Source organism: Bryocella sp. (assembly GCF_058498515.1).
Window position 1 is genome coordinate 1 of sequence record NZ_JBMHYI010000056.1, and the last position, 25,369, is coordinate 25,369.

Here is a 25,369-nt window from a genome sequence, read left to right on the forward strand (position 1 = left end):
CCCCCCCCCCCCCCCCCCCCCCCCCCCGCTTCTCTCTTTTCATCCCTGCAAGCTACTTCTCGCTGGCAACCTTCTCGTCCTTCCCAGCCCTCGCATCCATCGCCGGAGTAGCCGCCCCCAACGTCAAGCTCCGGAAGTTCATCAGCGTGTTGAACACCATCCGATACTCGCCAAGATTCTGCCAGCGCCACACCGGGTTCGTCATGAACATCACGATCTCGCCTTTACCCTCCGGCGCAACCGCCACCGCCGCCCTTCCCTTGATGTCGTCCGCGCCGTTGAACAGCCCGCTCAGCACCGACTTATCACCGCCCGGGAACCGCATCAGCACATACTTCTTATCCTGCTCCGCCGGCATACGCAGCAGCGGCCCATTCGCATAACGCACCGCCACCGTCTTGTCCGAGTACCCATAGAAGATCGGGTTCTCCGGCCGCAGGATGTTTGCCTCCACCACCGGCCCCGGGGCATAAAACCGACCCGCAGGACTCGCCGCATCCACCTCCGGCAGCAGCCCAAAGTCCGCCGGAAGGAAGCTCGACGTCCCAAGCGTCACCAGCAATCCGCCGCCCTCCACGAACCGCTGAAACTCCGCAACGCCCGCCACACCCAGCCCACCCGTAATGTCCGGCGAGCTCCCATAGTCCCCCAGGAACTTGAACTTATCCGTCTTCTCGTACGCCTGCGGCTTGCCATCCGACGGAATGTCCACAACCAGCGACTTCCCGTTCCGCCCCTGCGTCGGAATCAGGATCAGGTCATAGTCCTTCGCCAGGTCGCCCTTCTGCACCCGCTCCTTGAAGATCAGGTCATACGGCACCTTGTACTGGTCGAAGGTAAACCGCACCCAGCCCACATCCTGCGTCCCCGACCATGAGCTGTAGATCGCGATCCGCGGCAACGCAGCATGGTGCGCCGCGACCTGCGGCGCAACAGCAAGCCCCACTACGTCCAGGCCCAGCGTCCCCGCCAGCGGCTTAAGCTGCGACACCGCGCTGGCCGGCACCAGGAACGTCCCCGCGCCATAGCTGTTTGCTCCCACCTTGAACGGCTTCTCCGCGATCTGGATCGCAACATCCTTCAGCCCATAGCGCAGCGTCACCATGTTCGGCGACCCATGGTCCGGCACCGCATACACCGCCGCCGCAGCCACATCCTGCACCTTGCCTTGCGGCGTAAACGTATCGACCGGATCAACTGCCGCGCCCTGCACCGCGATATCCTTCGTCGCCTTGATCTCCGTATGCGTCATCAACGCCATCGTCCACGCGCTGTCGTCATACGTCGTCAGCTCGGGATCGGGGTCCACCTGCTTCTCCAGCATCGTCTTCGCCAGCGGACCATACGGCTGGTTCGTCTTCACCACGAACGACCCAGCCGGATACTCCCCATCGCTCAGCTTGAGCGCGGCCTTCAGCCTCCCCACCTCGATCCCCTGCATCCGCAGAATGTGCAGCACGAACGCCACGCGCGTCGGATCCTCCTGCGTCGCCGGCAGGATGTACCCATACGGCGCATCCTTCGTGCCCGCGATCACCGCATTGCGGCTCTTCGCATAAAAGTCCTGCAGCAGCACCTGCGGAAACGTCGATGCAAACTGCAGCGACGTCAGCACTCCCGTCTCCGCGTAGTTCGTGTTGTTGCGCATCGACCACAACACCTGTTTGTACGGCGGATTCGGCCGATACCACTGCCGCTTCGTATAGTCGCCTCCGCCCCCACCGCCCCCACCCGAGATCGCAGGGTTCGGCGGCTGCGAGATCGTCCGCTCCATCGTCGTCGCGCCCGCATTCCCAAAAATCTCGTAGAACCGCATCAGCGCGTTATGGTTCGTCGCCATCTGCGCCACATATCCCGGCGACCACGCATCCACATACCCGTGATTCCACACCCCCGGCATGCCATACCGCGTCAACTGGCTCATGTCCCAGTTCGCCAGCATCGGCAGCTCGCCATACACAATCGGATCCCACAGCGGGTTCTGCGGAGCCTGCCCGCTATACACATAAAGGAACGGCACCGACTCATGCAGGTCATGCATCACCTGCGGATGCCACTCCAGAAACCACTTCAGAAAGTTCTGATTCGCCAGCCCCGCATAATTGATATCGCGATTGTCGTCATGCTTCGTGTACTTGCCCCAGTACGGCGCGCCCACCATCTTCTGGTAGTCCGTCACGTCCACGTTATGCGCGTAATACCAGTCGATCGAGCGATCGCGCCCATCCGGATCGGCCACCGGAATCAACGCCACCACCACCTCGCTGCGGATCTTCTCAATCAGCGGAGAGTCCTCCGTGATCAACCGGTACGCCAGCTCCATCAGCATCTCCGGAGGTCCCAGCTCAGCCGAATGCAGCCCACCCGACAGCGTATACATCGGCTTCGTCTTCGCGATCAGCTCCGTAGCCGCCGCATCCGTCAGCCCACGCGGATCCGCCAGCCTCGCCAGGTTCTTCCGGTTCTCCTCCAGGTGCTTCAGCGACTCCTCGGCCCCAATGTAGATCACGACCGTGTCGCGCCCCTCTTCGGTCTTGCCAATGCGCTCCACCTTGATCCGCTTCGAGTGCGCCGCCAGCGCATCGTAGTAGCGCAGCACATCCGCGTAGTACGTCAGCTGCTTCGGAGCGCCAATGTGATGCCCCAGCACATCCTTCGGCGAAGGCACCGCCCCGCCCTGCGGCAGGTGGTCCACCAGCGGGCTCATGAACTCCGCCTTGGTCGTCCACTCCTTCACCCGCGCCGCATAGTCCGCATCCATCGTCTGCGCCTGAAACTGAAGACCCGCCGCGCAAAGCGCAGCAATACCCATCAACATCCCCACACGCGAGCGGTTCCGCATCAGTCGATTCCTTCTGGCTACGAGAGTTTCCAGTAAGCATAGCGCAACCGGAACCTCCCGGTGCATCTCGCTCAACGGTCTCTCCGCCCCTTCGACATGCGATCATAGAAGCCACCATGCGAGACGAATTCCCAAGAATTAAGCGCCTTCCGCCCTATGTCTTCAACATCACCGGAGAGCTCAAAGCCGCGGCCCGCAAGCGTGGCGAAGACATCATCGACTTCGGCATGGGCAATCCCGACGGCGCCACACCCGCGCACATCGTCGAGAAGATGATCGAGGCCGCGCGCAAGCAGCAGACCCACCGCTACTCGCTCTCCAAGGGAATCCCGCGCCTCCGCAAGGCCATCTGCAACTGGTACGCGCAGCGCTATGGCGTCGATCTCGACCCCGCCACCGAGGCCATCATGACCATCGGCTCCAAGGAAGGCATCGCCCACCTTTGCCTCGCCGTGGTCGACAAGGGCGATACCGTGCTGGTGCCCAATCCCAGCTACCCCATCCACATCTACGGCCCCGTCATCGCCGGAGCCGACGTCCTCAGCGTCCCCATCACCGACTCCACCGACGACTTCCTCGCCCGCATCGAAGACGTCATCCCCCGCATGACGCCGCGCCCCAAAGTCCTCATCGTCAACTTCCCGTCGAACCCCACCGCCCAGTGCGTCGACCTCGCCTTCTTCGAGAAACTCGTCGGCCTCTGCAAGACCTACGGCGTCTGGCTCGTCCACGACCTCGCCTACGCCGACATCGCCTTCGACGGATACAAACCACCGTCAGTCCTGCAGGTCCCCGGCGCCAAGGACATCGCCGTCGAATTCTTCACCCTCTCGAAGTCCTACAACATGCCCGGCTGGCGCGTCGGCTTCATGGTCGGCAATCAGACACTCGTCGGCGCGCTCACCCGCATCAAGAGTTACTTCGACTACGGCACCTTCACGCCTATCCAGGTCGCGTCCATCCTCGCGCTCGAAGGCCCGCAGGACTGCGTCGCGCAGATCTGCGACAACTACCGCTCCCGCCGCGATGTCCTCGTCAACGGCCTCAACAAGCTCGGCTGGCATGTGCCCATGCCCAAAGCCACCATGTTCGCCTGGGCCAAAATCCCCGAGCAGTACAGCCACATGAAGTCGCTCGAGTTCTCCAAGCTCGTCCTCGAACGCGCCAAGGTAGCCGTAAGCCCCGGCATCGGCTTCGGCGAGTACGGCGACGACTTCGTCCGCTTCTCCCTCATCGAAAACGAAGAACGCACCCGCCAGGCCCTCCGAGGCTTCAAAGACATGTTCCTCCACCCGTAGCCCATCGATACTGTGTCACTTCGACCTTGAATGATGAGCTTTCCGGCCCCAAATGATGTGTCATTTCGACCGTAGCAGGACGGCTCCATCGTCCTGCGCAGTGGAGAAACCTGCTGGTAGCTGGTTGCTTGAAGACTCTCGCTTTGAAGGGTACGAGCTTTAGCTCGTACGTTAAGGTCCCCGCCACAAACCCGGCTTTAGCCCCTGAGGGATCTGCGAGACGCGCCTAAGCTCTACAACCCCACCGCAACCGCCGCCACAATCCGCCCCTGATGCGGCGACTGCGCCATCAGCACCAGATGCCGCGGCGCTCCAGCACTCAGCCCCTCCGGCAACGCCAACTGCACCGTCTGCGTTGCCGTCGACCCCGTCGTCGCCACCTTCGTCATCAACCGCACCACCGACACATGCGTCAGCGTCCGCCCCGCATTCTCACCCCGCGCCACGCTCGACCGGTCCGAATCATCCGCGACCACCGCAACGATGTCGTACGCATGCGCATCCGGCGCCTTGAACTGAAACGTCACGTTGAGCTTGCCGCCCTCGATCGAGTGCGCATCAATCGCAAGCGACCCATGCGCCAGCGCCGCGTCCTCCTGCAGAGCCTTCTGCAGCGCCGGTCCATTGCCTCCCACAAACTCCGCACGCCCGTTCACCACCATCTGCGGCGTATACGGTCCCCGCGCGGATAGCTTCTCCGCATACGTCTCCTGCCGATCCGTGAAGGCCTGCTGCGAGAACGGATCCTTCCATCCCAGTTGGTTCCAATAAGTCACATGCTCGCTCAACCCAATAATTAGCTCACCCGAGTTATGCCCCAGGTGGATCTTGCGCAGAAACTCATCCGCCGGAGGACAGCTCGAACATCCCTCCGACGTAAACAGCTCCACCACCGCCACCGGCTCATTCGCCGAACCAGCCGGAGTCGCCGCCCACAACTTCGCAGGCGCAGTCATAAGCAGAAGAGCAGACACAAAGAACCGAACAAACATAGGCAGAACCTCCGCCACACACGCCTATCAGATTCCCAATCGCGCCAAAGGTTACACCGCCGCGTCTACTCCGTGTACGAATGCACCGGGCAAGGCAGCTCCGGATCGCACGCCGCCCGTTGCGCCACATACTTCCCGCTCACGCTGTCCCAGTTCACCAGATGAAAGAAAGCCGCCACATACTCAGGCCGCCGGTTCTGATACTTCAGGTAGTACGCATGCTCCCACACATCCAACCCCACAATCGGCGTCACACCCCGGCTCAACGGACTGTCCTGGTTCGCCGTCGTCTCAATTGCCAGCACGCCTTGATGGGATAGCGTGAGCCACGCCCATCCACTCCCAAACACACTCGCCGCCGCCTTCGCGAACTGCTCCTGCAACGCCGCGTAGCTTCCGAACTTCGCGTTCACATCGCTGGCCAACCGGCCCGAAGGCGCAACGCCTCCCTGCTTCGAAAGAATCTGCCAGAAGAAGCTGTGGTTCGCATGACCTCCGCCCTGGTTGCGCACTGCCGTCCGAATCGACTCCGGCATCGCATCCACACGCGTCACCATCTGCTCCACCGTCATCTTCTCCAGCTCAGGATGTCCCGCCACCGCCGCATTCAGGTTCGCCACATAACTCGCATGGTGCTTGTCATGGTGCAGATGCATCGTCTCCGCATCGATGTACGGCTCCAGCGCGTCGTACGCATACGGCAGCGGAGGCAACACGAACGGCCCGGTCGCAGCGGTCGCAGCCTGCTCCGGCGCAGCCGCGCGAAGCCGCAACGCCGAAGCTGCAAACCCCGCCGTATACGTAAGTCCCTTCAGCACCGAACGACGATCCATCCTTACCTCCTGAATCCAACTCCATTCTAGGTCGCACGAGTTGCGCTAAGCTTGAATCCAAGCTCCGCCTCAACAACAATCTGCTCACTCTCTTCGCGAAGGAACGCTCGCATGATCACTCGCAGGACCCTGCTCGGTACCTCCGCCGCAGCCGCGCTCACATCGCTCTCGTCGCCTCTCGCTGCCCAAGCACGCCGTGATGCCACCGACGCCCCGCACGGCCCCACACCCGAAGCCATCGACGCGCTTCCCTCTTTCGCCGGCAAGGTCCCACCCTTCACCAACGACGAGCGCCTCGCCCGCATCGCCCGCGCTAAAGAGCTCATGGGCCAGCAGAAGATCCAGGCCATCGTCCTCGCCAACTCCACCTCCAACACCCTCTACTTCGCCAACATCCGCCTCGGCGCCAGCGAACGTATGTGGGCGCTCGTCATCCCCGCCAAAGCCAAGCCCTTCCTCATCTGCCCCGCGTTCGAGCGCGACCGCGCCATCGAGATGCTCGAAGACACACCCTTCGCACACGATGCCGAAATCCTCACCTGGGAAGAAGACGAGAGCCCCTTCGCCCTCCTCATCAAGGCCCTCAAAGACCGCAGCATCGCCTCCGGCTCCGTCGGTCTCGACGAGAACATGAAGTTCACCTTCGCCAACGAGCTCATGAAAGCCGGCCCGTCGCTGCACTTCGTTAGCGCCACGCCCATCACCGCCGGCTGCCGCATGATCAAAGACGAGCACGAGCTCGACTGCCTCCGCACCGCCGGTTCCGCAACGCTCGCGGTCTACGAAGCCGTCTACAAATCCCTCCGCGAGGGCCTGACCACCCGCGACGTCCATAGCCTCGTCCTCATGGCCTACGCGAAGACCGGCCTCCAGGGCGAGGCTTCGCTCAACATCGACGAGTTCACCGCCGTCCCACACGGCTCACGCAAGCCACAAACCATTCGCGAAGGCTCCATCCTCATGCTCGATGACGGCTGCGTCGTCGAAGGCTACACCTCCGACATCACCCGCACCTTCTGCTACGGCAAGCCCACCGACAAGCAGCGCAAGGTCTTCGACATCGTCAAGGCCGCGCAGGCCGCCGCGCTCAAGACCGCGCGTCCCGGCATCCCGCTCGCCCACGTCGATCTCGCCGCCCGCAAGGTCATCACCGATGCCGGCTACGGCCCCGCCCACACCTATTTCACCCATCGCGTCGGCCACGGCATCGGCATGGACATGCACGAGTGGCCCTACCTCTCCGAGAACAATATGTTCCTCGACGACCGCGCCCCCATCCTCGCGAAGAACATGACCTTCTCCGACGAGCCCGGCGTCTACATCAAAGGCGAGTTCGGCGTCCGCCTCGAAGACGAGCTTCACATCACCGCAAACGGCGCCGAGCTCCTCACCCCACCCAGCCCATCCCTCGACGACCCCTTCGGCAAGGCATAGCTCGCAACACCTTTCCCCATAGCTCGAGCCCGCAAAGCGGGCGACCTAGATACCTCAAACCTCTACAGAAAAAGGCACGCCCCTCAAAATTCGCGAGGCATACAAGTGCTCCATTCATGCGCAGTCTCATCGCCCATGGGTGAGCCAGCACAATTCCTCGCTGACCTGCTGACTCGCTAACCCGCTGACTAGCTCCGCCTTTACTCCCGGAACACACCCTTGTGTCCCACCAGCGTCCCATCCATATCCGCCAGCACAAACGCCGTCACCGCCAGCATCCCAATATTTTTCCGGAAGTCCGTCAGGTCCACCTTGTCGAACGAGTCTGCTTCGGTATGGTGCCAGTCGAAATAATGCTCGCCCACCGTGTGCGGGCTCAGCGCCGGCACACCCTCAGCCACAATCGGCCCAATGTCCGAGCCACCGCCGCCCGGCGCCCACGTCGCTGCATCAATCGGCTTCAGCATCGCCACGAGATCCAACATCGTATCCACCGACTTCTTGTCCTCCGGTGAGAGCTTGCTCATATCGAAGCCCGCTGCCGGATTCGGACGCGGTGCTCCAGCAGCGCGCCCACCGCCACGCGGCCCGCCAAAGCTCCCATAGTTCATGCCCAGCGGACGCTCCGCGCCGTTGTCCATCTCAATCGCCGCAACATGGTCGGACACCTTCTCGCCTAACGCCCTCGCATACTCCTTGCCGCCCGCGCCGCCGTTCTCCTCATTCACCCAGAAGACAATGCGCACGGTCCGCTTCGGCTTCAGCCCAAGCTTATGCAGCAGGCTCACCGCCTCAAACGTCGCCATAATGCCCGAACCATCGTCCTGCGCGCCCTGGCCCACATCCCACGAATCAATGTGCCCGCCCAGCACCACCACCTGCTCCGGATGCTCGCTTCCCGGAAGCTCGCCAATCACATTGCCCGCCTGCACATCCGGAAGCTGATGCGCGTCCATCTTCAGATGCACGGTCACCGGGCCTTCCTTCGTCAGCCGCTCGATCATCGTGGCATCTTCAATCGAGATCGCCGCCGCCGGAATCTTCGGTGCATCCTCCGTATAGTTCAGCGTGCCCGTATGCGGCAGCTGCTGCGCCAGCGGAGTCGCCGCCCGAACCAGCACTGCCACCGCGCCCTTCTTCGCCGCGCGCGACGCCGAGCCCGTGCGATAGCCCGAGTTCACCCCATACCCATGCCAGCCCGGGTTCAGCACCACGATCTTGCCCTTCACTGCGCTGTCCGGCAACGCATCCAGCTCATCGAACGTGTGCACGAACACCACCTGCGCCGTGATGCCTTCCGGCCCCGTGCCCACACTCATGCCCAGGCCCAGCATGTGCATCTTCTTCTTCACCGGAGCCACAAACTCCGCATCCTCGTCCCCACGCACCCAGTGCGGCACCATCGCAGGCTGCACATGCACATTGGACAGGCCCGCCTTCTTCATCAGGTCCGCTGCCCATGCAATCGCGGTCAACAGCTGCGGCGACCCGGAGTTGCGATTGCCAATGTGATCGCACAGGTACTGCAGATCGTTATACCCATCAGTATCGTTCATCGCGGCCGCAAGAATCTTGTCGGCGGTGGCCTGGTACTTGGCCGTCAACGGCCCTGGAACAGCAGGATACCCCGCGGGACGTGCGGGCTCCTGCGCAAACAGCGATGTCGAGGCAGCTGCAACGCACAAGGCTGCAACGCGCAAGGAAGTTGGGGCAAGACGCTTCATCAAGGAGCTCCTGTTGGGGAATGCCTAAGTAGAAATGAAATTGAGCCATCGCGAAAGAGACCTGCCTAAGAGCGGGTGCCCCCGGGTCCGGATTCTCGGACCCGGGCTTGCCCACCACAGATGTGTCATTTCGACCGGAGCAGGACAGCTTCATCGGCCTGCGCCGTGGAGAAACCTGCTTCTATCCTCCCTATACTCTGTCATCTCGATTGGGCGCCTTCCACGAACGGCAGGTCACCCCTTCAGGGGTGACATTCAGTGCCGCCACAACTGCGGCTTTAGCCGCTGGGGAACAACCTGCGCTGCGCCGTTACCTCGGAGACAAACGCATGTCTTCGGCCACCCCATTTGACAGGTGCCGCCCCGATTCTCCATCCTCACAGTCGGAGCTCCTTCCCTCTATGCGCCTTGCCATGCTCGTCCTCGCGACCACCAGCGCCCTCCTGCTGCCTTCCCCCGCCCACGCGCAGGTCCATTCCCCGTGGGACCGCATCCCCGTCAAGCTCACCAGCATCGCAACGCCCTGCCCCACCGAACCCGATCTCCCCGCCGACCTCATCACCGACGGCTTCTATCGCAAGGACGACCCCACCCACTCCATCGTCGATCCCGTCCTGATGAAGGCCTACAAAGAGTCCAGCGGCCCTGTGAAGGACGCCGCGCACACCATCGTCGATCTCGCCGACCGCTACCGCACCACCGGCTCGCGCGAGGCCGCCAAATGCACCCTCAAGCTCCTCGCCCAGATGGCCCACAACGACACCATGGCCGGCCACATGTCCTCGCAGCAGGCCTACTACGTGCAGGCCTGGCTCGCCGGAGCGATGGCCGTCGCCTACCTCAAGGTCCGTGGCTCAGGCTTCGACAACCCTCAGCAGGCCCAGGCCATCGGCACGTGGCTCGGTAAGCTCGGCGACTCCACTCGCGCCTACTACGAAGCCCAGGAGAAGAAGCATCCCGAGCAGAACAACCATCTCTACTGGGCCGGCGCGGAAATCGCCTCGATCGCCGCCGTCTCCAATCGCCCCGACCTCCTCGACTGGGCACTCGCCACCTACAAGAACGGTGTCGACCAGATCCAGCCCGACGGTGTCCTCCCACTCGAGATGGCCCGCGGCCAGCGCGCGCTGCACTACCACCTCTACGCGCTCACCCCGCTCGTCTTCCTCGCTGAGTTCGGCGAAGCCAATGGCCGCGACCTCTATGCCCAGCGCGACCACGCCCTCGCCCGCCTCGTCGCGCTCTGCGTCCACGGCCTCTCCGACCCCTCGCTCTTCGAAGAGCGCACCAAGGTCAAGCAGGAAGTCCCCACGCACGCCAGCGACGACGACGCCTGGTGGACCAAACCCTACGCCAAGCGCTTCCCCTCACCCGCCATCTCCGCGATCACCGCCAATGCCACGACCCTCAGCTCCTTCTACCTCGGCGGCCTTCCTCCGGAATGAAGGCTTCACCGCTGAAGCAGAGACCTCGAAGCCCAAAGCTCACAGCTCGAAACTCAATCAGAATTCTTCGCTCCTCAACGAACACTTGATCGGGAGAAGCGATGGTCTCGGGTGCCCCACATCTCGCTTCTGAGATGTGGGTTCGCAGGAGGCTCGATCCCCGCATGAGTTGGGTGCCCCGGGTCCCTCAAGGGACCCGGCTCATCTTTGGCAACCCCGGTCGTCAGGCATCGCTCTTTCTGTCATCCTGAGGGCTAACAGCAGCTGACGACAAAGGTGATGACGTGACACGCAAGCTCTGGATCGCATGCCTCGCCGCAGTCTGCGCCGCCGGACTCGCCGCCGCATACCTCATCCTCCATCCGCATCCCGCGTCGCCTCCCAACACCACCTCCGCCTACGCCGATCCTCAAACCTGCGTCCGCTGCCATCGCGACGAGACCACCGGCTACAACGAGACCGGCATGGCCCACGCCTTCTACGCGCCAACCGCAAGCGTGACCGTCAACGCTCCTGCAAGAGACCGCACCTACTTCCATCCCGCGTCCTCCACCTTCTTCACCCTCACCTCACACGATGGCCACTTCTTCCAACGCCGCTGGCAGAAGGGCTTCGACAGCCGCGACGACAACGTCGAAGAGCTCTCCATCGACTACGTCATGGGCAGCGGCAACCACGCCCGCACCTTCCTCCATCGCGAACAGGACAACACCCTCGTCGAACTTCCCCTCGCCTGGTACTCCGAAAACGGCGGAGCCTTCGCCATGAATCCCGGCTTCGACAACCCGAAGCCGATGACCCGCCGCCCCATCGCGTACGAGTGCATGTTCTGCCACAACGGCTATCCGGAGATCCCCAACCCCGCACACCGCGATCTCTCCGCCAAGCCCGTCTATACCTCGCTACCCATGGGCATCGACTGCCAGCGCTGCCACGGTCCCGGAGCGGCGCACGTGCAAGCCGCCGAAGTCCGCAAGCCCGACGCCGCGAAGGTCCAAGCCACCATCCTCAATCCCGCGCACCTCTCCAACGAGCGCCAGATGGAAGTCTGCGAGCAATGTCATCTCGAGACCACCAGCACGCTGCTCCCCGACCGCATCCGCCACTACGACCAGCAGCCCTTCGGCTACGACCCCAACCAGCCGCTGAGCGCCTTCAACGCCTACTTCACCCGCGACCCCGCGCATGGCCGCACCGACAACCTAGAGATCGTCAACGCCGCCTACCGCCTCCGCCAATCCAAGTGCTACCTCGCCACCAAAGGCGCTCTCACCTGCAAGCTCTGCCACAACCCCCACGACCTCCACAAAGGTCCGCAGAGCGCTCAATACTTCGCCAACATCTGCCTCAACTGCCACGCCGCACAACTCAAGCAGCTGGTCGCCACGAACAAACACACCAACTCGCAGCAATGCGTCAGCTGCCACATGCCCCAGCGCCGCACCGAGGACGTCATCCACGCCGCGATCACTGATCACCTCATCCAGCGCGTCGCCCCATCCCCCGCGCAAGCGCTCGCTCCGCGCCAGGAAGCCACCTCGCGCTACAACGGCCCCGTCCTCCGCTATCTCCTCGAGGTCGAAGCCCCACGCCCCGACGACGCCCTCTACAACGCCGTCGCGCAAGTCATCGACAGCAGCAACAACGCCGCCGCCCCACAGCTCGCCAGGCTGCTCGACGAACAGCACCCGCGAGAGCCCAGCTTCTACGTCGAACTCGGCGACGCCCAGCGCCACACCGGCCAGCTCGAAGCCGCCATCTCCTCCTACCGCAAGGCCCTCGATCTCGACCCGCAGTCCTCCCGAGCCGCCCGCAGGCTCGGAGTCGCTCTGGCCTCCTCCAACAACACCGCCCAAGCCCTCACCGTCCTCACGCGCGCCATCGAGAGCGACCCCACCAACGAGTTCCTCCTCTACGAGCGAGCCCAGATCGAAGCCCAAATCAGCGACACCACGAGCTCCATCGCCGACCTCCGCAAAGCCCTCGCCATCCGTCCCGACTACGCCGACGCCCTCAACAACCTGGGCTCACTTCTTGCCCAAAGCAACCAATCCCAGGAGGCCGAAACCGCGCTCCGCCAGGCCATCGCCGTCAACCCCTACGACGCCGGCGCTCGAGCCAACCTCGCCCGTCTTCTCAACACCCAAAATCAGCCCGCCGAGGCCGTCTTCCAGCTCCAGCAGGCAATCCACCTGGAGCCACAAGACCCCGAGCCGCACCTCGACTACGCCATCCTTCTCCTTGGCTCCCACAACCCCGCCCACGCAGCCGAACAAGTCCGCATCGCCCTCAAGCTCAAGCCCAACTCACCCCGCGCTCTCGACCTCTCCGGCCAGCTCGCCCTCATGCAAGGCAAGACCGCACAGGCCCTCGCCGCCTTCCAGGCCGCGGTCCACGCCGACCCCACCTTCGCCCCCGCCCAGCTCGACATCGCCGAGACCTACATCGACATGGGCGATTTCCGCAGCGCCCTCCCCTGGCTCCAGCGAGCCCAACAGTCCGGCGTTCCAGCCGTTACGCAACGCGCCGCCGAGCTGCTCAAGAGAGCATCCCCCTCGAAATAGCTGGAAAGCTTCAACTCTTTCTGGGCGGTTAGCATCCTCAAACGGACAAGACTAACGTTTGACTAGCACTTGCGTATTTTGTCCAAACTTCGGATTATCGTTGACAACTCTTGCCATCCTGCGTTTCTATGGAGGACGCTTCGGATCGAAGTAAAGCGATTGTCTTCAGGGATACCGAAGGAATCGCCTCGGCCGTTTTTTTTGAGCACCAAAAGCCAACCCGATTCATGGCAAACTGGCGCCGCATACGTGCGGTGCGTTTCTCGGAGGAAAGCAGTGATCTCTTCATCCATCGCCATCAGAACGTGGCATCGCGCTGTGCGCATGCTCGGCGTTCCGCTGACCGCAGGCAGCCTTGCCCTCGGCGGCTTCGTCGTCGCTTCGCAGCTCCTGGGCCCCAGCTCCGCGCTCGCCCAGAACACCAACGCAACCATCCGCGGCCAGGTCCTAGACCCCGCTGGCGCCTCCCTCCCCGGAGCCAAGGTCGTCATCGTCAACAAGAACACCGGCGTAACGGTCTTCAACGGCGTGTCGGACTCGGCCGGCGCCTTCGTCGCGCCGCAGGTCATCCCCGGAACCTACAAGGTGACGGTGGACGTCACCGGCTTCAAGGAGTCGATCACCGACAATCTGCAGGCCACCGTCGCCGAGGTCGCCTCCATCAATATCTCGATGGAAGTGGGCGCCGTGAGTGACGTCGTCACCGTCACCACCCACGGCGAAGAGCTCGATCGCTCCACCTCCGAGATCTCCACCCTCATCACTCCGGCCGACGTCCAGAATCTTCCGCTGCTCAACCGGTCACCCGAAAACCTGCTCGCCTTCATTCCCGGTGTGACCCACGGTGGCGCGGCCGACAATCCCAACACCTCGCAGCTTTCCATCAATGGTAGCCGCACCCTAAACTCGGAGATGCTGCTCAATGGCGTGTCGATCATTGTCGCCTCGACGGGCACTGCTGTGACGCTGCCGTCTCCAGACGGTATCGACTCTTTCCGCGTTCTCTCCACCAACGCACCGGCCGAATACGGCCGCACCGCCGGCGCTGTGCTCTCCGCGAATACCAACTCCGGCACCAACCATTTCCACGGCAACGCGTACTACCTCATGCGCAATGAGGACTTCGACGCCAACTCCTACTTCAACAAGCTAAAGATCAACACCACGACCGGCCTCCCCACCCCCCGTGGACGAGATCGCTATTTCCAGGTCGGCGGCTCGATCGGCGGTCCCGTGTGGATTCCCAAGGTCTACCATGGCCGCGACAAAACCTTCTTCTTCGTGAACTACGACTACACCATCCAGCCCAACACTGGCACCTTTACGGACACCGTTCCTACGGCGGCGCAGCGCGGTGGCGATCTCTCCAATGCCCTGTTGGCAACCACCTCCAACGGTAAAGCCGCTCCAATCTACGTCTATCAGCCCACTGGAACGAACTCCCAGAAGTTCACCAACAACCAGGTCGGCCCAATCGATCCTGCCGCGGCCAAGATCCTTGCACTCGTGCCGCTGCCCAACACCACTGGGACGTTCGATCCGACCAACAACCGCTACACCAACAACTGGACCACTCAGCAGAACACGACTCAGAATGCGCTCCGCCTCGAAGCTCGTGTCGATGAGCAACTCACATCCAAGGACCGTCTCAGCGTCAATCTCTACCGCTACACCAGCACCCAGCCGAATGCGGTGAACTATAACCAGAATGCCCAGGGACAGACGCTGGACTTCAAGCACGCCCTCTTCAACACCACTTGGGACTGCTCCTGCAGCAATGCATGGTTGCCTTCCGTGGAGTACACCCGCATTTGGGCGCCCACCCTGGTTATGGACCTCAACATGGGCTTCTTCCGCAATGCTGTCTTCCGCAACCCTCCGGGAACCGGTCTGAGTGCTGCTACGACGCTAGGCATCGCCTCACTGCCTCTGGATCAGGTGCCGGAACTCACCTCGCCCGGTTTCAGCAACCTCGGCGCGGACTCCAACACCAACCAGATCAACATCACCAACACGTACACCCCGTTCGGAGCCGTCACCAAGACCTGGGGACCGCACACCTTCAAGCTCGGCGCCTCGCTCCGCAAGAACGAGTTCAACTCCTACAACCCCGCATCCAGCCCCGAAGGCACCCTGAGCTTCGATGGCTCCATTACGAACCAGGGCAACGGCGGAACCGCGACCACGGGCCTCGCTGACTTCCTTCTGGGCAAGATCAAGACCGGAAGCTACGAACAGCCCATGCCACCAACCGGCCGCCGCAACTGGAACCTCGGCATCTTCGGTCAGGACGACTGGAAGGTGACGCCGAAGCTCACTCTCAACCTCGGCATCCGCTGGGAGTACGAGTCGCCGCTCACCATCGCGCACAACATCTATAGCCGCTTCGATCCCGCCACGGGTCAAATGCTGGCGGCGGGCCTCAATGCGAGCTCATCGCTTCACATCAACACCCCGAAGAACGACTTCTCGCCTCGCATCGGCCTCGCCTACAGCGTCGATAGCAAGACCGTCATCCGCGCCGCCTTCGGAACCTTCTTCGGAACCATCTTCCAGAACCTCGGTGGCCAGATCGCCTTCCCCGGCTTCGACAACAACATCCAATACAACAACCTTGGCACCGCAGTCCCGCAGCCCTTCGTCCTGTCCCAAGGCCTTCCGCTGTCGCCCGCAGTCGTCACCACCGATCCGCGCCTGTCGCCGGTCTTCCTCAGCTCAACCGACTCGTCGCCCTATGGCATCAGCGGCATCGAGTTCAACGAGATGGCCAAGATGCCCGTCGTCGAGCAATGGAACTTCGGATTCCAGCGCTCCCTGCCACTTGCCCTCACTCTCGAAGTGAACTACGTCGGCAACCATGCGGTACATCTTCCCTATGTCGTGCCCGCCAACATCGTCCCACTCAGCAGCGTCGATAACGTCACGTTGGCCAACAATCAGAAGGCCACGCAGGACGCCCAGCCCTTCCCCACCCTGAAGAGCTGGTCCGTCGTCGACCACGTCGGCAACTCCAACTACAACGCTCTCCAGGTCACGGTTCGCCGCGACTTCTCCAGGCGCCTCGCCGTCCTCTCCAACTACACCTACGCCAAGAGCATGGATGATGGCTCGACCGTCTATAACTTCTCCGCTCCCTTTGGCACAGCCAACGCCCAATACACCGCGGACGGTCCGTCGCGTGCCAAGGACTTCACCGTCGGCAACATCGACGTGAAGAACAGCCTCAACATCGCCATGATCTACACCACGGGTGGTGCCTGGTGGCTGAAGGGCTGGCACATCTCGCCTGTCTTCGTCGGACACACGGGGCTGCCCGTCAACATCACGCAGAGCAACGAGATCTCCAACGTCTCGCAGCAGCGTCCCAACGGCGACACATCGCACCTGAAGCTGGCCCATCCGACCCTGAATGGCGCTGCCCTGCAATACTTCGACACGCCCACCACGGATCTGAACTTCGCCCTCACTCCCTCCGGCCCCGTGTACTCCACCATCAACGGCACGCGTACCCGAATCGTCAGTACCGGCTTCGGCAATGTCCCCCGCGACTCCAATCGCGCCCCAGGTGAAGTCGACTTCGATGCCTCCGTTTCGAAAGACTTCAGCATCTGGCGCGCGCTGAACTTCCAGCTCCGCGTTGACGCCTTCAACGTCATCAACCACACCAACTTCCAGCAGCCGAATACGTCGCTCTCGGTCACCACGGCCCCAAATTCGACCGTCGCGAACTTCTCCAACAGCAGCAGCTTCGGCCAGATCACAGGAACCCAACCCAACAGGAAGCTGCAGGTCTCGGGCCGCTTCTTCTTCTAACTGCCTCGGCGGTGGGAGCGTGAGGACAAGCATCACTGCCTGTGCCCACGTCTCCCACCGCCTTTTTTTGCCGGGCATCATCCTCTCACGGGCACTAACTTCAGAGCGGCAGCCCTCGCGAGACCAACGATGATCCAACTGTTCTCTTCGCCACCATGCTGCCAACCTTCGAGGGCCGAATGACGTTGTCGAGTTTTGCTTTCAATCGCCACTGGCTGAGCTTCATCCTGGCGTCGCTTCTTCTCCTTACCCCACTTGCCGCCAACGCCCAGTACGTCCACACCCACGGCACTGACGTCCTCGATGGCGATGGTCATCCACTCAAGCTCAAGGGCACCAACCTCGGCAACTGGCTCGTCCCCGAAGGCTACATGTGGCGTCTTGACGGAGGCCCAGCATCGCCGAAGGAGATCCACGCCTTCGTCACCGAGCTCATCGGCCCGACTCGCGCCGAAGCCTTCTGGCACACCTGGCGTCAGAACTACATCACCCAGGCCGACATCCACTTCATCCGCGCCCAGGGCTTCAACATGGTCCGCGTGCCCATTCACTGGGAGCTCTTCCAGACCGACGACGCCGAAGGCTTCCAGTTGCTCGATCGCCTCCTCGGCTGGTGCCGCGCCGAGGGCCTCTACGTCATGATCGATCTGCACGCCGCCGAAGGCGGCCAGACCGGCTACAACATCGACGACGGCCACGGCTATCCCTGGCTCTTCCTCGATCTCGGCATGCAGCAGAAGACCATCGACCTCTGGGCGCGCATCGCCCGCCGCTACAGCCGCGACCGCACCGTCCTCGGCTACGATCTGCTCAACGAGCCCATCCCCAACTGGCAGGGCTACGATCGTTTCCATCCCCTGCTCGAGCCGCTCTACAAGCGCATCTCCGCCGCCATCCGCAAAGTCGATACCCACCACACCCTCGTCCTCGGTGGCGCGGAGTGGGACGGTGACCTCAGCGTCTTCGGCCCTCCGTTCGACCCCAACATCATCTACCAGACCCACACCTACAACGCCGGCGTCAATCAGGACAAGCTAACCCCGTGGATCGCCTTCCGCGAAAAGTACAACGTGCCCGTCTGGCTCGGCGAGTCCGGCGAGAACACCGATGAGTGGGTCGCCCGTTTCCGCACACTGCTCGAAGCCAACTCCATAGGCTGGGCCTTCTGGCCCTACAAGAAGATGCAGTCCACCTCATCCCCCATAACCTTCGCTTCGCCCAAAGGCTGGGACCAGATCATCGCTTACGCCAAGCTCGTGCACACCGGCGGCGACGCCGGCTCCAAGCAGCGCATCACCAGCCGCCCGCCGCAGGAGCTCATCGACGCTGCCATGGACGAGCTCCTGCACAACATCCAGTTCGCGCACAGCACCGCGAACGAAGGCTACATCCATGCGCTCCTGCCCAACGCTCCGCCCGCAATGTAGCTCCTCGCAAACCGCGCTGCCAAGGAAAGCAGCGCGGTACAGTACAATCCACCTGATTCGAAAGCGTTGGTTTTTCCGGTCCCCTGTTCAGACAGCCTCATGTATTCCTCCTCGCTCCCGATGCACCAGAAGACCGCGACCAACCGCACGCCACGCGAGATCAATCGCAGCCTGGTGCTCAACATCCTTCGCAAGCAGCAACCCATCTCGCGCGCCGACCTCGCCCGCGTCTCCGGCCTGCAGCGCAGCACCATCTCGCTCATCATCGAAGAGCTCATCGCCGAGCGCCTCGTCCTCGAAGGCTCCACCGGCCGCCTGCCCCGCGGCCGCCGCCCCACATACCTCCAGATCAACCCGCAGCGCGCCATCCTTGCACTCGACATCCATCCCGAGCAAGCCACCCTCGCCATCTCCGACCTCTGCGGCAAGGTCGTTGAGCAGAAGCTCATCAACATCCCCACCGACAGCCGTTCCGTCAGCGCCATGGTCACCGCCGTCAAGCGCACCATCGCCGAAAACAAGGACAAGGTCTTCGACGGCATCGGCATCTGCCTTCCCGGCCGCACTGACCCGCAGACCGATAAGCCCATCTTCGCGCCCAACCTGCACTTCCCCATCGGCGACCTGCGCAAACGCTTCATCGCCGCCACCGGCCTGCGCGTCGAAATCGACAACGTCGCCAACGCCTGCGTCCTCGGCGAAGTCTGGTTCGGAGGCACCGAAACCAACCACGACATCGTCGCCCTCAACGTCTCCGAAGGCATCGGCACCGGCATCCTCGCCAACGGCCAGCTCCTCCGCGGAGAGCACGGCATGGCCGGCGAGTTCGGCCACGTGCAGCTCATGCCCGATGGCCCCCTGTGCGGCTGTGGCAGTCACGGCTGCTGGGAGATGCTCGCCTCCAACCGCGCCGCCATGCGCGATTACACCGCAGGCAGCGGCTCGCCCATCGCATCCTTCCCCGCACTGCTCGCGCTCACTCAGTCTGGCGACAAACACGCAGCCGCCGCGCTCGAGCGCATGGCCACCAATCTCGGCAAAGGCCTCCGGGTCATCGTCGCCGCACTCGCCCCGCGCGAGGTCGTCATCGTCGGCGACATCACCTCGGTCTGGCACCGCGTCGGTCCCATCATCGACTCCACGATGCGCAAGGACTTACTCCGCGCCACCACCACGCTCCGCCCCGCCTACGACGGCAACCTCGCCCGCCTGCGCGGCGCCGTAGCCCTGGTCCTCACCGCCGGAGCCGTCAGCTAACCAAGAGCAGCGCCAGCAAAAGCAAATAGGCCAAAGCGACCCGCCTCGTCGCTCGTAGCTGCTTACCTCATCGCTCAACAAAACTCCAAAGCCCAGCGGCCCTCGCACCTCGCCCTTCCTGAACACCTCGCACCTCTACAGCTTCAGTCCTCACCACGCCCGCCCCGTCGCTCGTAGCTGCTTACCTCATCGCTCAACAGAACTCCCAAGCCCAGCCGGCCCTCGCAACTCGCCCTTCCTGAACACCTCGCACCTCTACAGCTTCGGTCCTCACCACGCCCGCCCCGTCGCTCGTAGCTGCTTACCTCATCGCTCAACAAAACTCCCAAGCCCAGCCGGCCCTCGCAACTCGCCCTTCCTGAACACCTCGCACCTCTACAGCTTCAGTCCTCAACACGCCCGCCTCGTCGCTCGTAGCTGCTTGCCTCATCGCTCAACAGAACTCCCGAGCCCCGCCGGCCCTCGCACCTCGTCCCTCCTGGAGACCTCGCACCTCTACAGCTTCAAACCCTCAGCTCGCCGCGACACCCACAAAACCGGCTGACGCACCGGAAAATTCCGAATGATCTCCGCCACCGTCGGGTCCGGATTCAGCCTGCGCCATAGCTCGACATAACTCCGATCCCCATAAGCCAATCCTGCGAACAACAAACTCGGCTGCCGCACCGGCAGATCGTCGAAGTACTCCACATCCTTCGCAAATGGCCACGTACTCTTGTCGCGGAGAAACGGCTCCAGGAACGCCACCACCTTCGCGATACCGCGCCCGTCCGCCGTCGCGAAGCGCCACAGCTCGTCCGCGCTACGCTCCCCTTCGCTCAGAATCTGACAAACCACCGCCAGCACATCCATGTTGAAGATCGAGTAACTGTAAGGCTTCGTCCGCGCAAGCTCCAGCGGCAACCGCCCATCGACCGCAACCTGTTCCGGCACAAGGTGCGTCCGGAACCGTTCCCGAGACCACGCCCTCTTCTCTTCATCACGCACCAACGCGGCGAACGCCGCATACTGCGCCACCCAGCACGTCCCATGGTTGTTCTTCGCGTCGCGCTCTTCCTGCCCGTTCTTCGACTCCGCCATCCACGCAAGGTACTCACGAAACCACGCATGGACAGCCGCAAGCTCCGCGACGCTGAGCACCCCCGAACCCTCCAGCCACATCGCCGCTCGCGCCACCTCCACCAGGTGCAGCGTGTCGATAATCCCCACCCCACGCCCCGGCGTCACGCCATGAATCGCCTGCGCATGCTCCAGGTTCGCGTTCATCCGCGTCGCCGGCGTCACGAACCACGCCCGCAGATGCGCCGCCGCATGCTCCGCGTAGACCCGCTTCTTCGTCAGCACATAAGCCGCGGTCAGCGCCGGCATCTGCACACTCAACCGGATCAACAGCTCGCGATGCGCATTGAAGTTCTCAGGGTTGGAGTACCCATCACGCCGCACATACGGTCCCTCAGGATTCTTCGCATCCGGCCACCAGTAGTCGCCCTCGGAAAAGTAGTCATGTAGCCCACCGGTACTCCGCGCCGATCGCACCGTCGTCAACGTCTGTGGCTGCTCACGAAGATATCGCTCCGCGGCCTTCAGCACACGCCCGCGATCGATCGCCGCCACATCCACCAGCGCCCCGTTGGCGCCACCTCCATACGCCCCGAGTGGCCTACCAAAGCCAGCACCAACTGCCGCTGCAAGACTTCCTGCCATGAATTTCCGACGTTGCATCGTGCGTAGTCTCGGCCTCGAATCCATACCCCGTCAAGCCTCCCGCAGCGCTCGAAAGAATCGGTTCCAAGTGCTATGTCGGATGCGATATCCTTCCGCTGCCCGGCCTTTGTTGTCTCTTCCAACTTTACCGCCGGATCGCGCATTCCCCCGGATAAAACGCTTGTCTTTCAATCGCGCCAGGCTCTCTTCGCTTCTCCACTGTCGACTCTTTACTGTTTACTGTCTTCCCCCGGAGTACCGCACCAATGAATCGCCGATCCTTCCTCAAGAGCAGCGCCTCCGTAGCCGCACTCGCCGCGTTCCCCATGGCGCCGCTCGCCTCCGCGCAACAGGCGCAAAGCAATGAGGCCAACCACCGCACACTCGACTCCGGCTGGGAGTTCTATCGCGGCCCCCTCGATGGCCGTCAGCAGGTCTGGCACAGCGAAGAACTCGTCACCTGGGAGAACGTCACTCTCCCGCATTGCTTCAATCACTACGACGCCTGCGATCCCGACACGCCCGCCTATCGCGGCCACGGCTGGTACCGCACCAAGCTCGCTGTCTCCAACCCCTACCTCAATGGCCGCACGCTCCTCCACATCGAAGGCGCAGGCCAGCAGGCCGAAGTCTGGCTCGCAGGCACCAGAGTCGCCGAGCACATCGGCGGCTACGACGAGTGGATGGTCGATCTCACCGACCACTGCCGAGCCCTCAAGCCCAACGAACCCAACGAGCCGCTGCAACTCGCCATCCTCTGCGACAACGGCCGCAACATCGAGCGCATGCCCTCCGACCAGAGCGACTTCACGCTCTACGGTGGCCTCTATCGCCCTGTGCACCTCGTATATCTCCCTCCCGTCTCGTTCGAGGCCGTCCACACCCACATCGACTTCGAGTCCCACAAGCCCGCAACTATCTCCGTCACCGGCCGCCTCTACGCTCCGCAACCAACAATAGACTCCATCTCCCTCACCATCACTCTCTTCGATCCCTCTGGCCGCCCCGTCCACACGCAGCACCTCACGCGCTCCGCATGGCAAGGCGAGATAGAACTCGCCCACACCACCATCAAAGACCCAAAGCTCTGGTCCCCCGACGAGCCCAACCTCTACCGCTGCGATGTCACCCTCAACGCGCCATCCGGTACCACCTCGACCTCCCATCGCTTCGGCATCCGCCACACTCGTTGGGAAGACCACGGTCCGTTCTTCCTCAACGGCCAGCGCCTGCTGCTCAAAGGCACGCAGCGTCACGAAGACCACGCAGGCTTCGCCTCCGCGATGCCCGCCGAGCTCATCCGCGAAGAGATGCGCCTCATCAAGGACATGGGCGCGAACATCGTGCGCCTCGGCCACTACCAGCAGCGCGCCCTCGTCCTCGACCTCTGCGATGAGCTCGGCCTCTTCGTCTGGGAAGAGCTCTGCTGGTGCCGCAGCGGCATCGTCTCCGAGAAGTTCATCAACCTCGGCAAGCAGCTCCTCCACACCCTCATCGACCAGCATCGCAACCACCCCAGCGTGCTCATCTGGGGCCTCGGCAACGAAGACGACTGGCCAACCGAGATCAACATCACCGACCACGAAGCCATCCGCCGCTACATGTCCGAGCTGCGCGATCTCGCCCACGCCCAGGACCCCACGCGCATGACCGGCTATCGCCGCGCGGACTTCGTCAAAGACATCCCCGACGTCTACTCCCCCTCTATCTGGGCCGGTTGGTACTCCGGCGTCTACACTGACTACGGCCCCGCGCTCGAGAAGGCCCGCAACACCGTCCCGCATCTCCTCCATGTCGAGTGGGGAGCCGACTCCCACGCCGGCCGCTTCGCCGAAGAGCCCGACCCCGCCATCACCCGCGTCGCGTCCAGCGCCAATCCGGCCGAGAAGGGCCTCGACTACAAACCCACCGGTGGCGACGCCCGCGTCTCCAAAGACGGCTCCTGGACCGAGACCTACGCCTGCGATCTCTTCGAGTGGTACCTCAAGACCATCGACGCCACGCCCTGGCTCACCGGCGCGCTGCAATGGGTCTTCAAGGACTTCACCACACCCCTCCGCATCGAAAATCCCGTGCCCCGCGTCAACCAGAAGGGCCTCCTCACCCGCGACATGCAGCCCAAGGAAGGCTACTTCGTCTTCCAGTCCTGGTGGTCGACCAAACCCATGCTCCGCCTCTTCGGCCGCAACTGGCCCGTCCGCTGGGGATCGGAAGGCCAGTCCCGTCTCGTCCGCGTCTACTCCAACTGCCCCGAGGTCGAGCTCTTCGTCAACGGCGTCTCCGCAGGCAAACGCAGACGCGACCCCAACGACTTCCCCTGCGCCGGCTTGCGCTGGAACGCCACCTTCCGCGAAGGCGACAATGACCTCCGCGCCATCGCCCACACCCCCGAAGGCCAGCAGCTCACCGACATAATCAGCTTCCGCTACGAGACCCGTCAGTGGACCAAGCCCTCAAAGCTCGCGCTCACGCTCGTGCATGCCGGTGCCAACCAGCACACCGTCGAAGCCGAGCTCCTCGACACCTCCGGCATCCGCTGTCTCGACTCCCGCGCCCAGGTTCGCTTCGCCCTCGCCGGGAATGGAAAGTTACTCGACAACCTCGGCACGCCAACCGGCTCACGCGTCGTGCAACTTTACAATGGGCACGCGCGCATCAGCGTCGAAACGGCAAGCACCGCCGTCATCTCCGTTTCAGCGCAGGGCATCCCTCCTGCGTTTCTCACTCTTGCTGGAGGATTGAATGCTTCATAGCCGCACCTCATGGATCCTGGCAGCGTCATGCTGCCTCTGCTGGACGTCCGCAACCCTCGCCCAGGCGCCTGCCCCTGCAAAACCGATACCCTCCATCGACATCAACGCCGCCGCAGGCAACTCCGCGCCCGATACCAGCGGCATGGCGAAGCTCTCGCCCGCCATCAAAAAGAAGGACATCGAGAAGGCCATCCGCCTCGTCGCCGACTGGCAGCTCACGGACGCGAAGGGCAAGTTCAATCAGGACTGGACCTACGCCCCGCTCTACCTCGGCCTGCTCGCCGCCAGTGACGCTACCGGCGACAAGAAGTACCACGACGTCGTCCTCGCGCAGTCCGAAGCCTTCCAGTGGAAGCTCTGGGCCAACCGCAACCTCCACGCCGACGATGAAGCCATCGCCCAGTCCTACGAGAAGCTCTACCTCGAGAAGAAAGACCCCGCCCGCATCGCCGACACCCGCGCCACCTTCGACCGCCTCGTCGACTATCGCGACAGCCTCGACAAGGACCTTTGGTGGTGGTGCGATGCTCTCTTCATGGCGCCCGCCGGCCTCGTCAAGATGTCCGTCATCACCGGCGATCACAAATACATCGACGCCATGGACCGCGAGTGGTCGCTCACCCAGAACCACCTCTACGACCCCAAGCAGAAGCTCTTCTACCGCGACGCCACCTACTTCGGCAAGCACGAAGCCAACGGCGAAAACATCTACTGGACCCGCGGCAATGGTTGGGTACTCGCCGGTACCGCCAACGTTCTCAAGGCCATGCCAAAGAACGATCCGCTCCGCCCCAAGTACGAAGCCCTCTTCAAGGACATGGCCGCCCGCATCGCCCAGCTCCAGCAGCCCGACGGCCTCTGGAAGCCCAGCCTGCTCGATCCCACGCACTACCCCCTACCCGAGATCTCTGGCTCCGCCTTCTTCACCTACGGCCTCGTCTGGGGAGTCAACAACGGCCTGCTCGATCGCAAAACCTACGGCCCCGTCATCGAGAAGGCCTGGGCCGGCATGCTCCAGCACGTCTACGCCGACGGCCGGCTTGGCTGCATCCAGCCCATCGGCGCCGCCCCCGGTGCCTTCACCGAAACCTCCAGCTACGTCTACGGCGTCGGAGCCTTCCTCATGACCGGCGAAGAGATGAAGCGCTACGCCCACTAATCTCGGGTGGCCCATCCTTTCACGGCTCCATTGTTCAGTCTCATGACATGCTTTACGGGTTGTTATCAGGACATCCTTTACAGGTCGAGTTTGATCTGGGGGTGTTGGGATGCCGTGGAGGCAA

The 25,369-nt window shown here is 63.0% G+C and carries 14 protein-coding genes; 9 read left to right on the plus strand and 5 right to left on the minus strand.

The window, feature by feature from the left end:
- Window positions 1–52: 52 nt before the first annotated feature.
- Window positions 53–2,842: a M14 family zinc carboxypeptidase gene (locus tag AC5E6W_RS16955; protein ID WP_491753511.1), complete on the minus strand. Its 2,790-nt coding sequence runs from the start codon at window positions 2,840–2,842 to the stop codon at window positions 53–55.
- Window positions 2,843–2,958: 116 nt separating this feature from the next.
- Between AC5E6W_RS16955 and alaC the strand changes: the two genes are divergently transcribed.
- Window positions 2,959–4,140: an alanine transaminase gene (gene alaC / locus AC5E6W_RS16960; RefSeq protein ID WP_491753512.1), complete on the plus strand. Its 1,182-nt coding sequence runs from the start codon at window positions 2,959–2,961 to the stop codon at window positions 4,138–4,140.
- Window positions 4,141–4,373: 233 nt separating this feature from the next.
- Here alaC and AC5E6W_RS16965 read toward each other — a convergent pair whose 3' ends face one another.
- Both AC5E6W_RS16965 and AC5E6W_RS16970 read right to left on the minus strand, forming a co-directional pair.
- Window positions 4,374–5,132, minus strand: coding sequence for a DUF1223 domain-containing protein (locus AC5E6W_RS16965; RefSeq protein WP_491753513.1), 759 nt, complete (start codon window positions 5,130–5,132; stop codon window positions 4,374–4,376).
- A gap of 65 nt (window positions 5,133–5,197) precedes the next feature.
- Entirely contained in the window at window positions 5,198–5,965 is a 768-nt protein-coding gene (locus AC5E6W_RS16970; RefSeq protein ID WP_491753514.1) for a superoxide dismutase, read from the minus strand.
- 111 nt (window positions 5,966–6,076) lie between these two features.
- Here AC5E6W_RS16970 and AC5E6W_RS16975 point away from each other — a divergent pair, with 111 nt between their 5' ends.
- The gene (locus tag AC5E6W_RS16975) at window positions 6,077–7,399 is read left to right on the plus strand and encodes a M24 family metallopeptidase (protein ID WP_491753515.1); all 1,323 of its coding nucleotides are present in this window, start codon (window positions 6,077–6,079) and stop codon (window positions 7,397–7,399) included.
- A 200-nt stretch (window positions 7,400–7,599) separates the two neighbouring features.
- Here AC5E6W_RS16975 and AC5E6W_RS16980 read toward each other — a convergent pair whose 3' ends face one another.
- Window positions 7,600–9,123 (minus strand): M20/M25/M40 family metallo-hydrolase, encoded by a 1,524-nt coding sequence (locus AC5E6W_RS16980; protein ID WP_491753516.1) that lies wholly within the window; start codon window positions 9,121–9,123, stop codon window positions 7,600–7,602.
- A 401-nt stretch (window positions 9,124–9,524) separates the two neighbouring features.
- Here AC5E6W_RS16980 and AC5E6W_RS16985 point away from each other — a divergent pair, with 401 nt between their 5' ends.
- The 5 genes from AC5E6W_RS16985 (at window position 9,525) to AC5E6W_RS17005 (ending at window position 19,629) form a co-directional block, all read left to right on the plus strand.
- A complete protein-coding gene (locus AC5E6W_RS16985) occupies window positions 9,525–10,568 on the plus strand; it encodes an alginate lyase family protein (protein WP_491753517.1) in 1,044 nt (347 codons plus the stop codon).
- A 284-nt stretch (window positions 10,569–10,852) separates the two neighbouring features.
- The gene (locus AC5E6W_RS16990; protein ID WP_491753518.1) at window positions 10,853–13,132 is read left to right on the plus strand and encodes a FimV/HubP family polar landmark protein; all 2,280 of its coding nucleotides are present in this window, start codon (window positions 10,853–10,855) and stop codon (window positions 13,130–13,132) included.
- 276 nt (window positions 13,133–13,408) lie between these two features.
- Window positions 13,409–16,945, plus strand: coding sequence for a TonB-dependent receptor (locus tag AC5E6W_RS16995; RefSeq protein WP_491753519.1), 3,537 nt, complete (start codon window positions 13,409–13,411; stop codon window positions 16,943–16,945).
- 179 nt (window positions 16,946–17,124) lie between these two features.
- Window positions 17,125–18,372 carry a glycoside hydrolase family 5 protein gene (locus tag AC5E6W_RS17000; protein WP_491753520.1) on the plus strand — a complete coding sequence of 416 codons (1,248 nt, stop codon included), beginning with the start codon at window positions 17,125–17,127 and terminating at the stop codon, window positions 18,370–18,372.
- Window positions 18,373–18,471: 99 nt separating this feature from the next.
- A complete protein-coding gene (locus AC5E6W_RS17005) occupies window positions 18,472–19,629 on the plus strand; it encodes an ROK family transcriptional regulator (protein WP_491753521.1) in 1,158 nt (385 codons plus the stop codon).
- Window positions 19,630–20,124: 495 nt separating this feature from the next.
- On the opposite strand, the gene AC5E6W_RS17010 is transcribed toward AC5E6W_RS17005, so the two are convergent.
- Entirely contained in the window at window positions 20,125–21,333 is a 1,209-nt protein-coding gene (locus tag AC5E6W_RS17010) for an alginate lyase family protein (protein WP_491753522.1), read from the minus strand.
- A gap of 266 nt (window positions 21,334–21,599) precedes the next feature.
- On the opposite strand from AC5E6W_RS17010, the gene AC5E6W_RS17015 reads away from it, so the two are divergent.
- Complete coding sequence (locus tag AC5E6W_RS17015) at window positions 21,600–24,086, plus strand: glycoside hydrolase family 2 protein (protein ID WP_491753523.1); 2,487 nt, start codon at window positions 21,600–21,602, stop codon at window positions 24,084–24,086.
- Window positions 24,076–25,245 (plus strand): glycoside hydrolase family 88/105 protein, encoded by a 1,170-nt coding sequence (locus AC5E6W_RS17020; RefSeq protein WP_491753524.1) that lies wholly within the window; start codon window positions 24,076–24,078, stop codon window positions 25,243–25,245. Before AC5E6W_RS17015 ends, AC5E6W_RS17020 begins: the two co-directional genes overlap by 11 nt.
- Window positions 25,246–25,369 lie beyond the last annotated feature (124 nt).

What these genes read in the sequence shown, in the direction of transcription:
- AC5E6W_RS16975 (WP_491753515.1), top strand. Translation starts at nt 6,077, where the DNA reads ATGATCACTCGCAGGACCCTGCTCGGTACCTCCGCCGCAGCCGCGCTC.
- AC5E6W_RS16980 (WP_491753516.1), bottom strand. Translation starts at nt 9,123, where the DNA reads ATGAAGCGTCTTGCCCCAACTTCCTTGCGCGTTGCAGCCTTGTGCGTT.
- alaC (WP_491753512.1), top strand. Translation starts at nt 2,959, where the DNA reads ATGCGAGACGAATTCCCAAGAATTAAGCGCCTTCCGCCCTATGTCTTC.
- AC5E6W_RS17010 (WP_491753522.1), bottom strand. Translation starts at nt 21,333, where the DNA reads ATGGCAGGAAGTCTTGCAGCGGCAGTTGGTGCTGGCTTTGGTAGGCCA.
- AC5E6W_RS17020 (WP_491753524.1), top strand. Translation starts at nt 24,076, where the DNA reads ATGCTTCATAGCCGCACCTCATGGATCCTGGCAGCGTCATGCTGCCTC.
- AC5E6W_RS17015 (WP_491753523.1), top strand. Translation starts at nt 21,600, where the DNA reads ATGAATCGCCGATCCTTCCTCAAGAGCAGCGCCTCCGTAGCCGCACTC.
- AC5E6W_RS17000 (WP_491753520.1), top strand. Translation starts at nt 17,125, where the DNA reads ATGACGTTGTCGAGTTTTGCTTTCAATCGCCACTGGCTGAGCTTCATC.
- AC5E6W_RS16985 (WP_491753517.1), top strand. Translation starts at nt 9,525, where the DNA reads ATGCGCCTTGCCATGCTCGTCCTCGCGACCACCAGCGCCCTCCTGCTG.
- AC5E6W_RS16955 (WP_491753511.1), bottom strand. Translation starts at nt 2,842, where the DNA reads ATGCGGAACCGCTCGCGTGTGGGGATGTTGATGGGTATTGCTGCGCTT.
- AC5E6W_RS16970 (WP_491753514.1), bottom strand. Translation starts at nt 5,965, where the DNA reads ATGGATCGTCGTTCGGTGCTGAAGGGACTTACGTATACGGCGGGGTTT.
- AC5E6W_RS17005 (WP_491753521.1), top strand. Translation starts at nt 18,472, where the DNA reads ATGTATTCCTCCTCGCTCCCGATGCACCAGAAGACCGCGACCAACCGC.
- AC5E6W_RS16965 (WP_491753513.1), bottom strand. Translation starts at nt 5,132, where the DNA reads ATGTTTGTTCGGTTCTTTGTGTCTGCTCTTCTGCTTATGACTGCGCCT.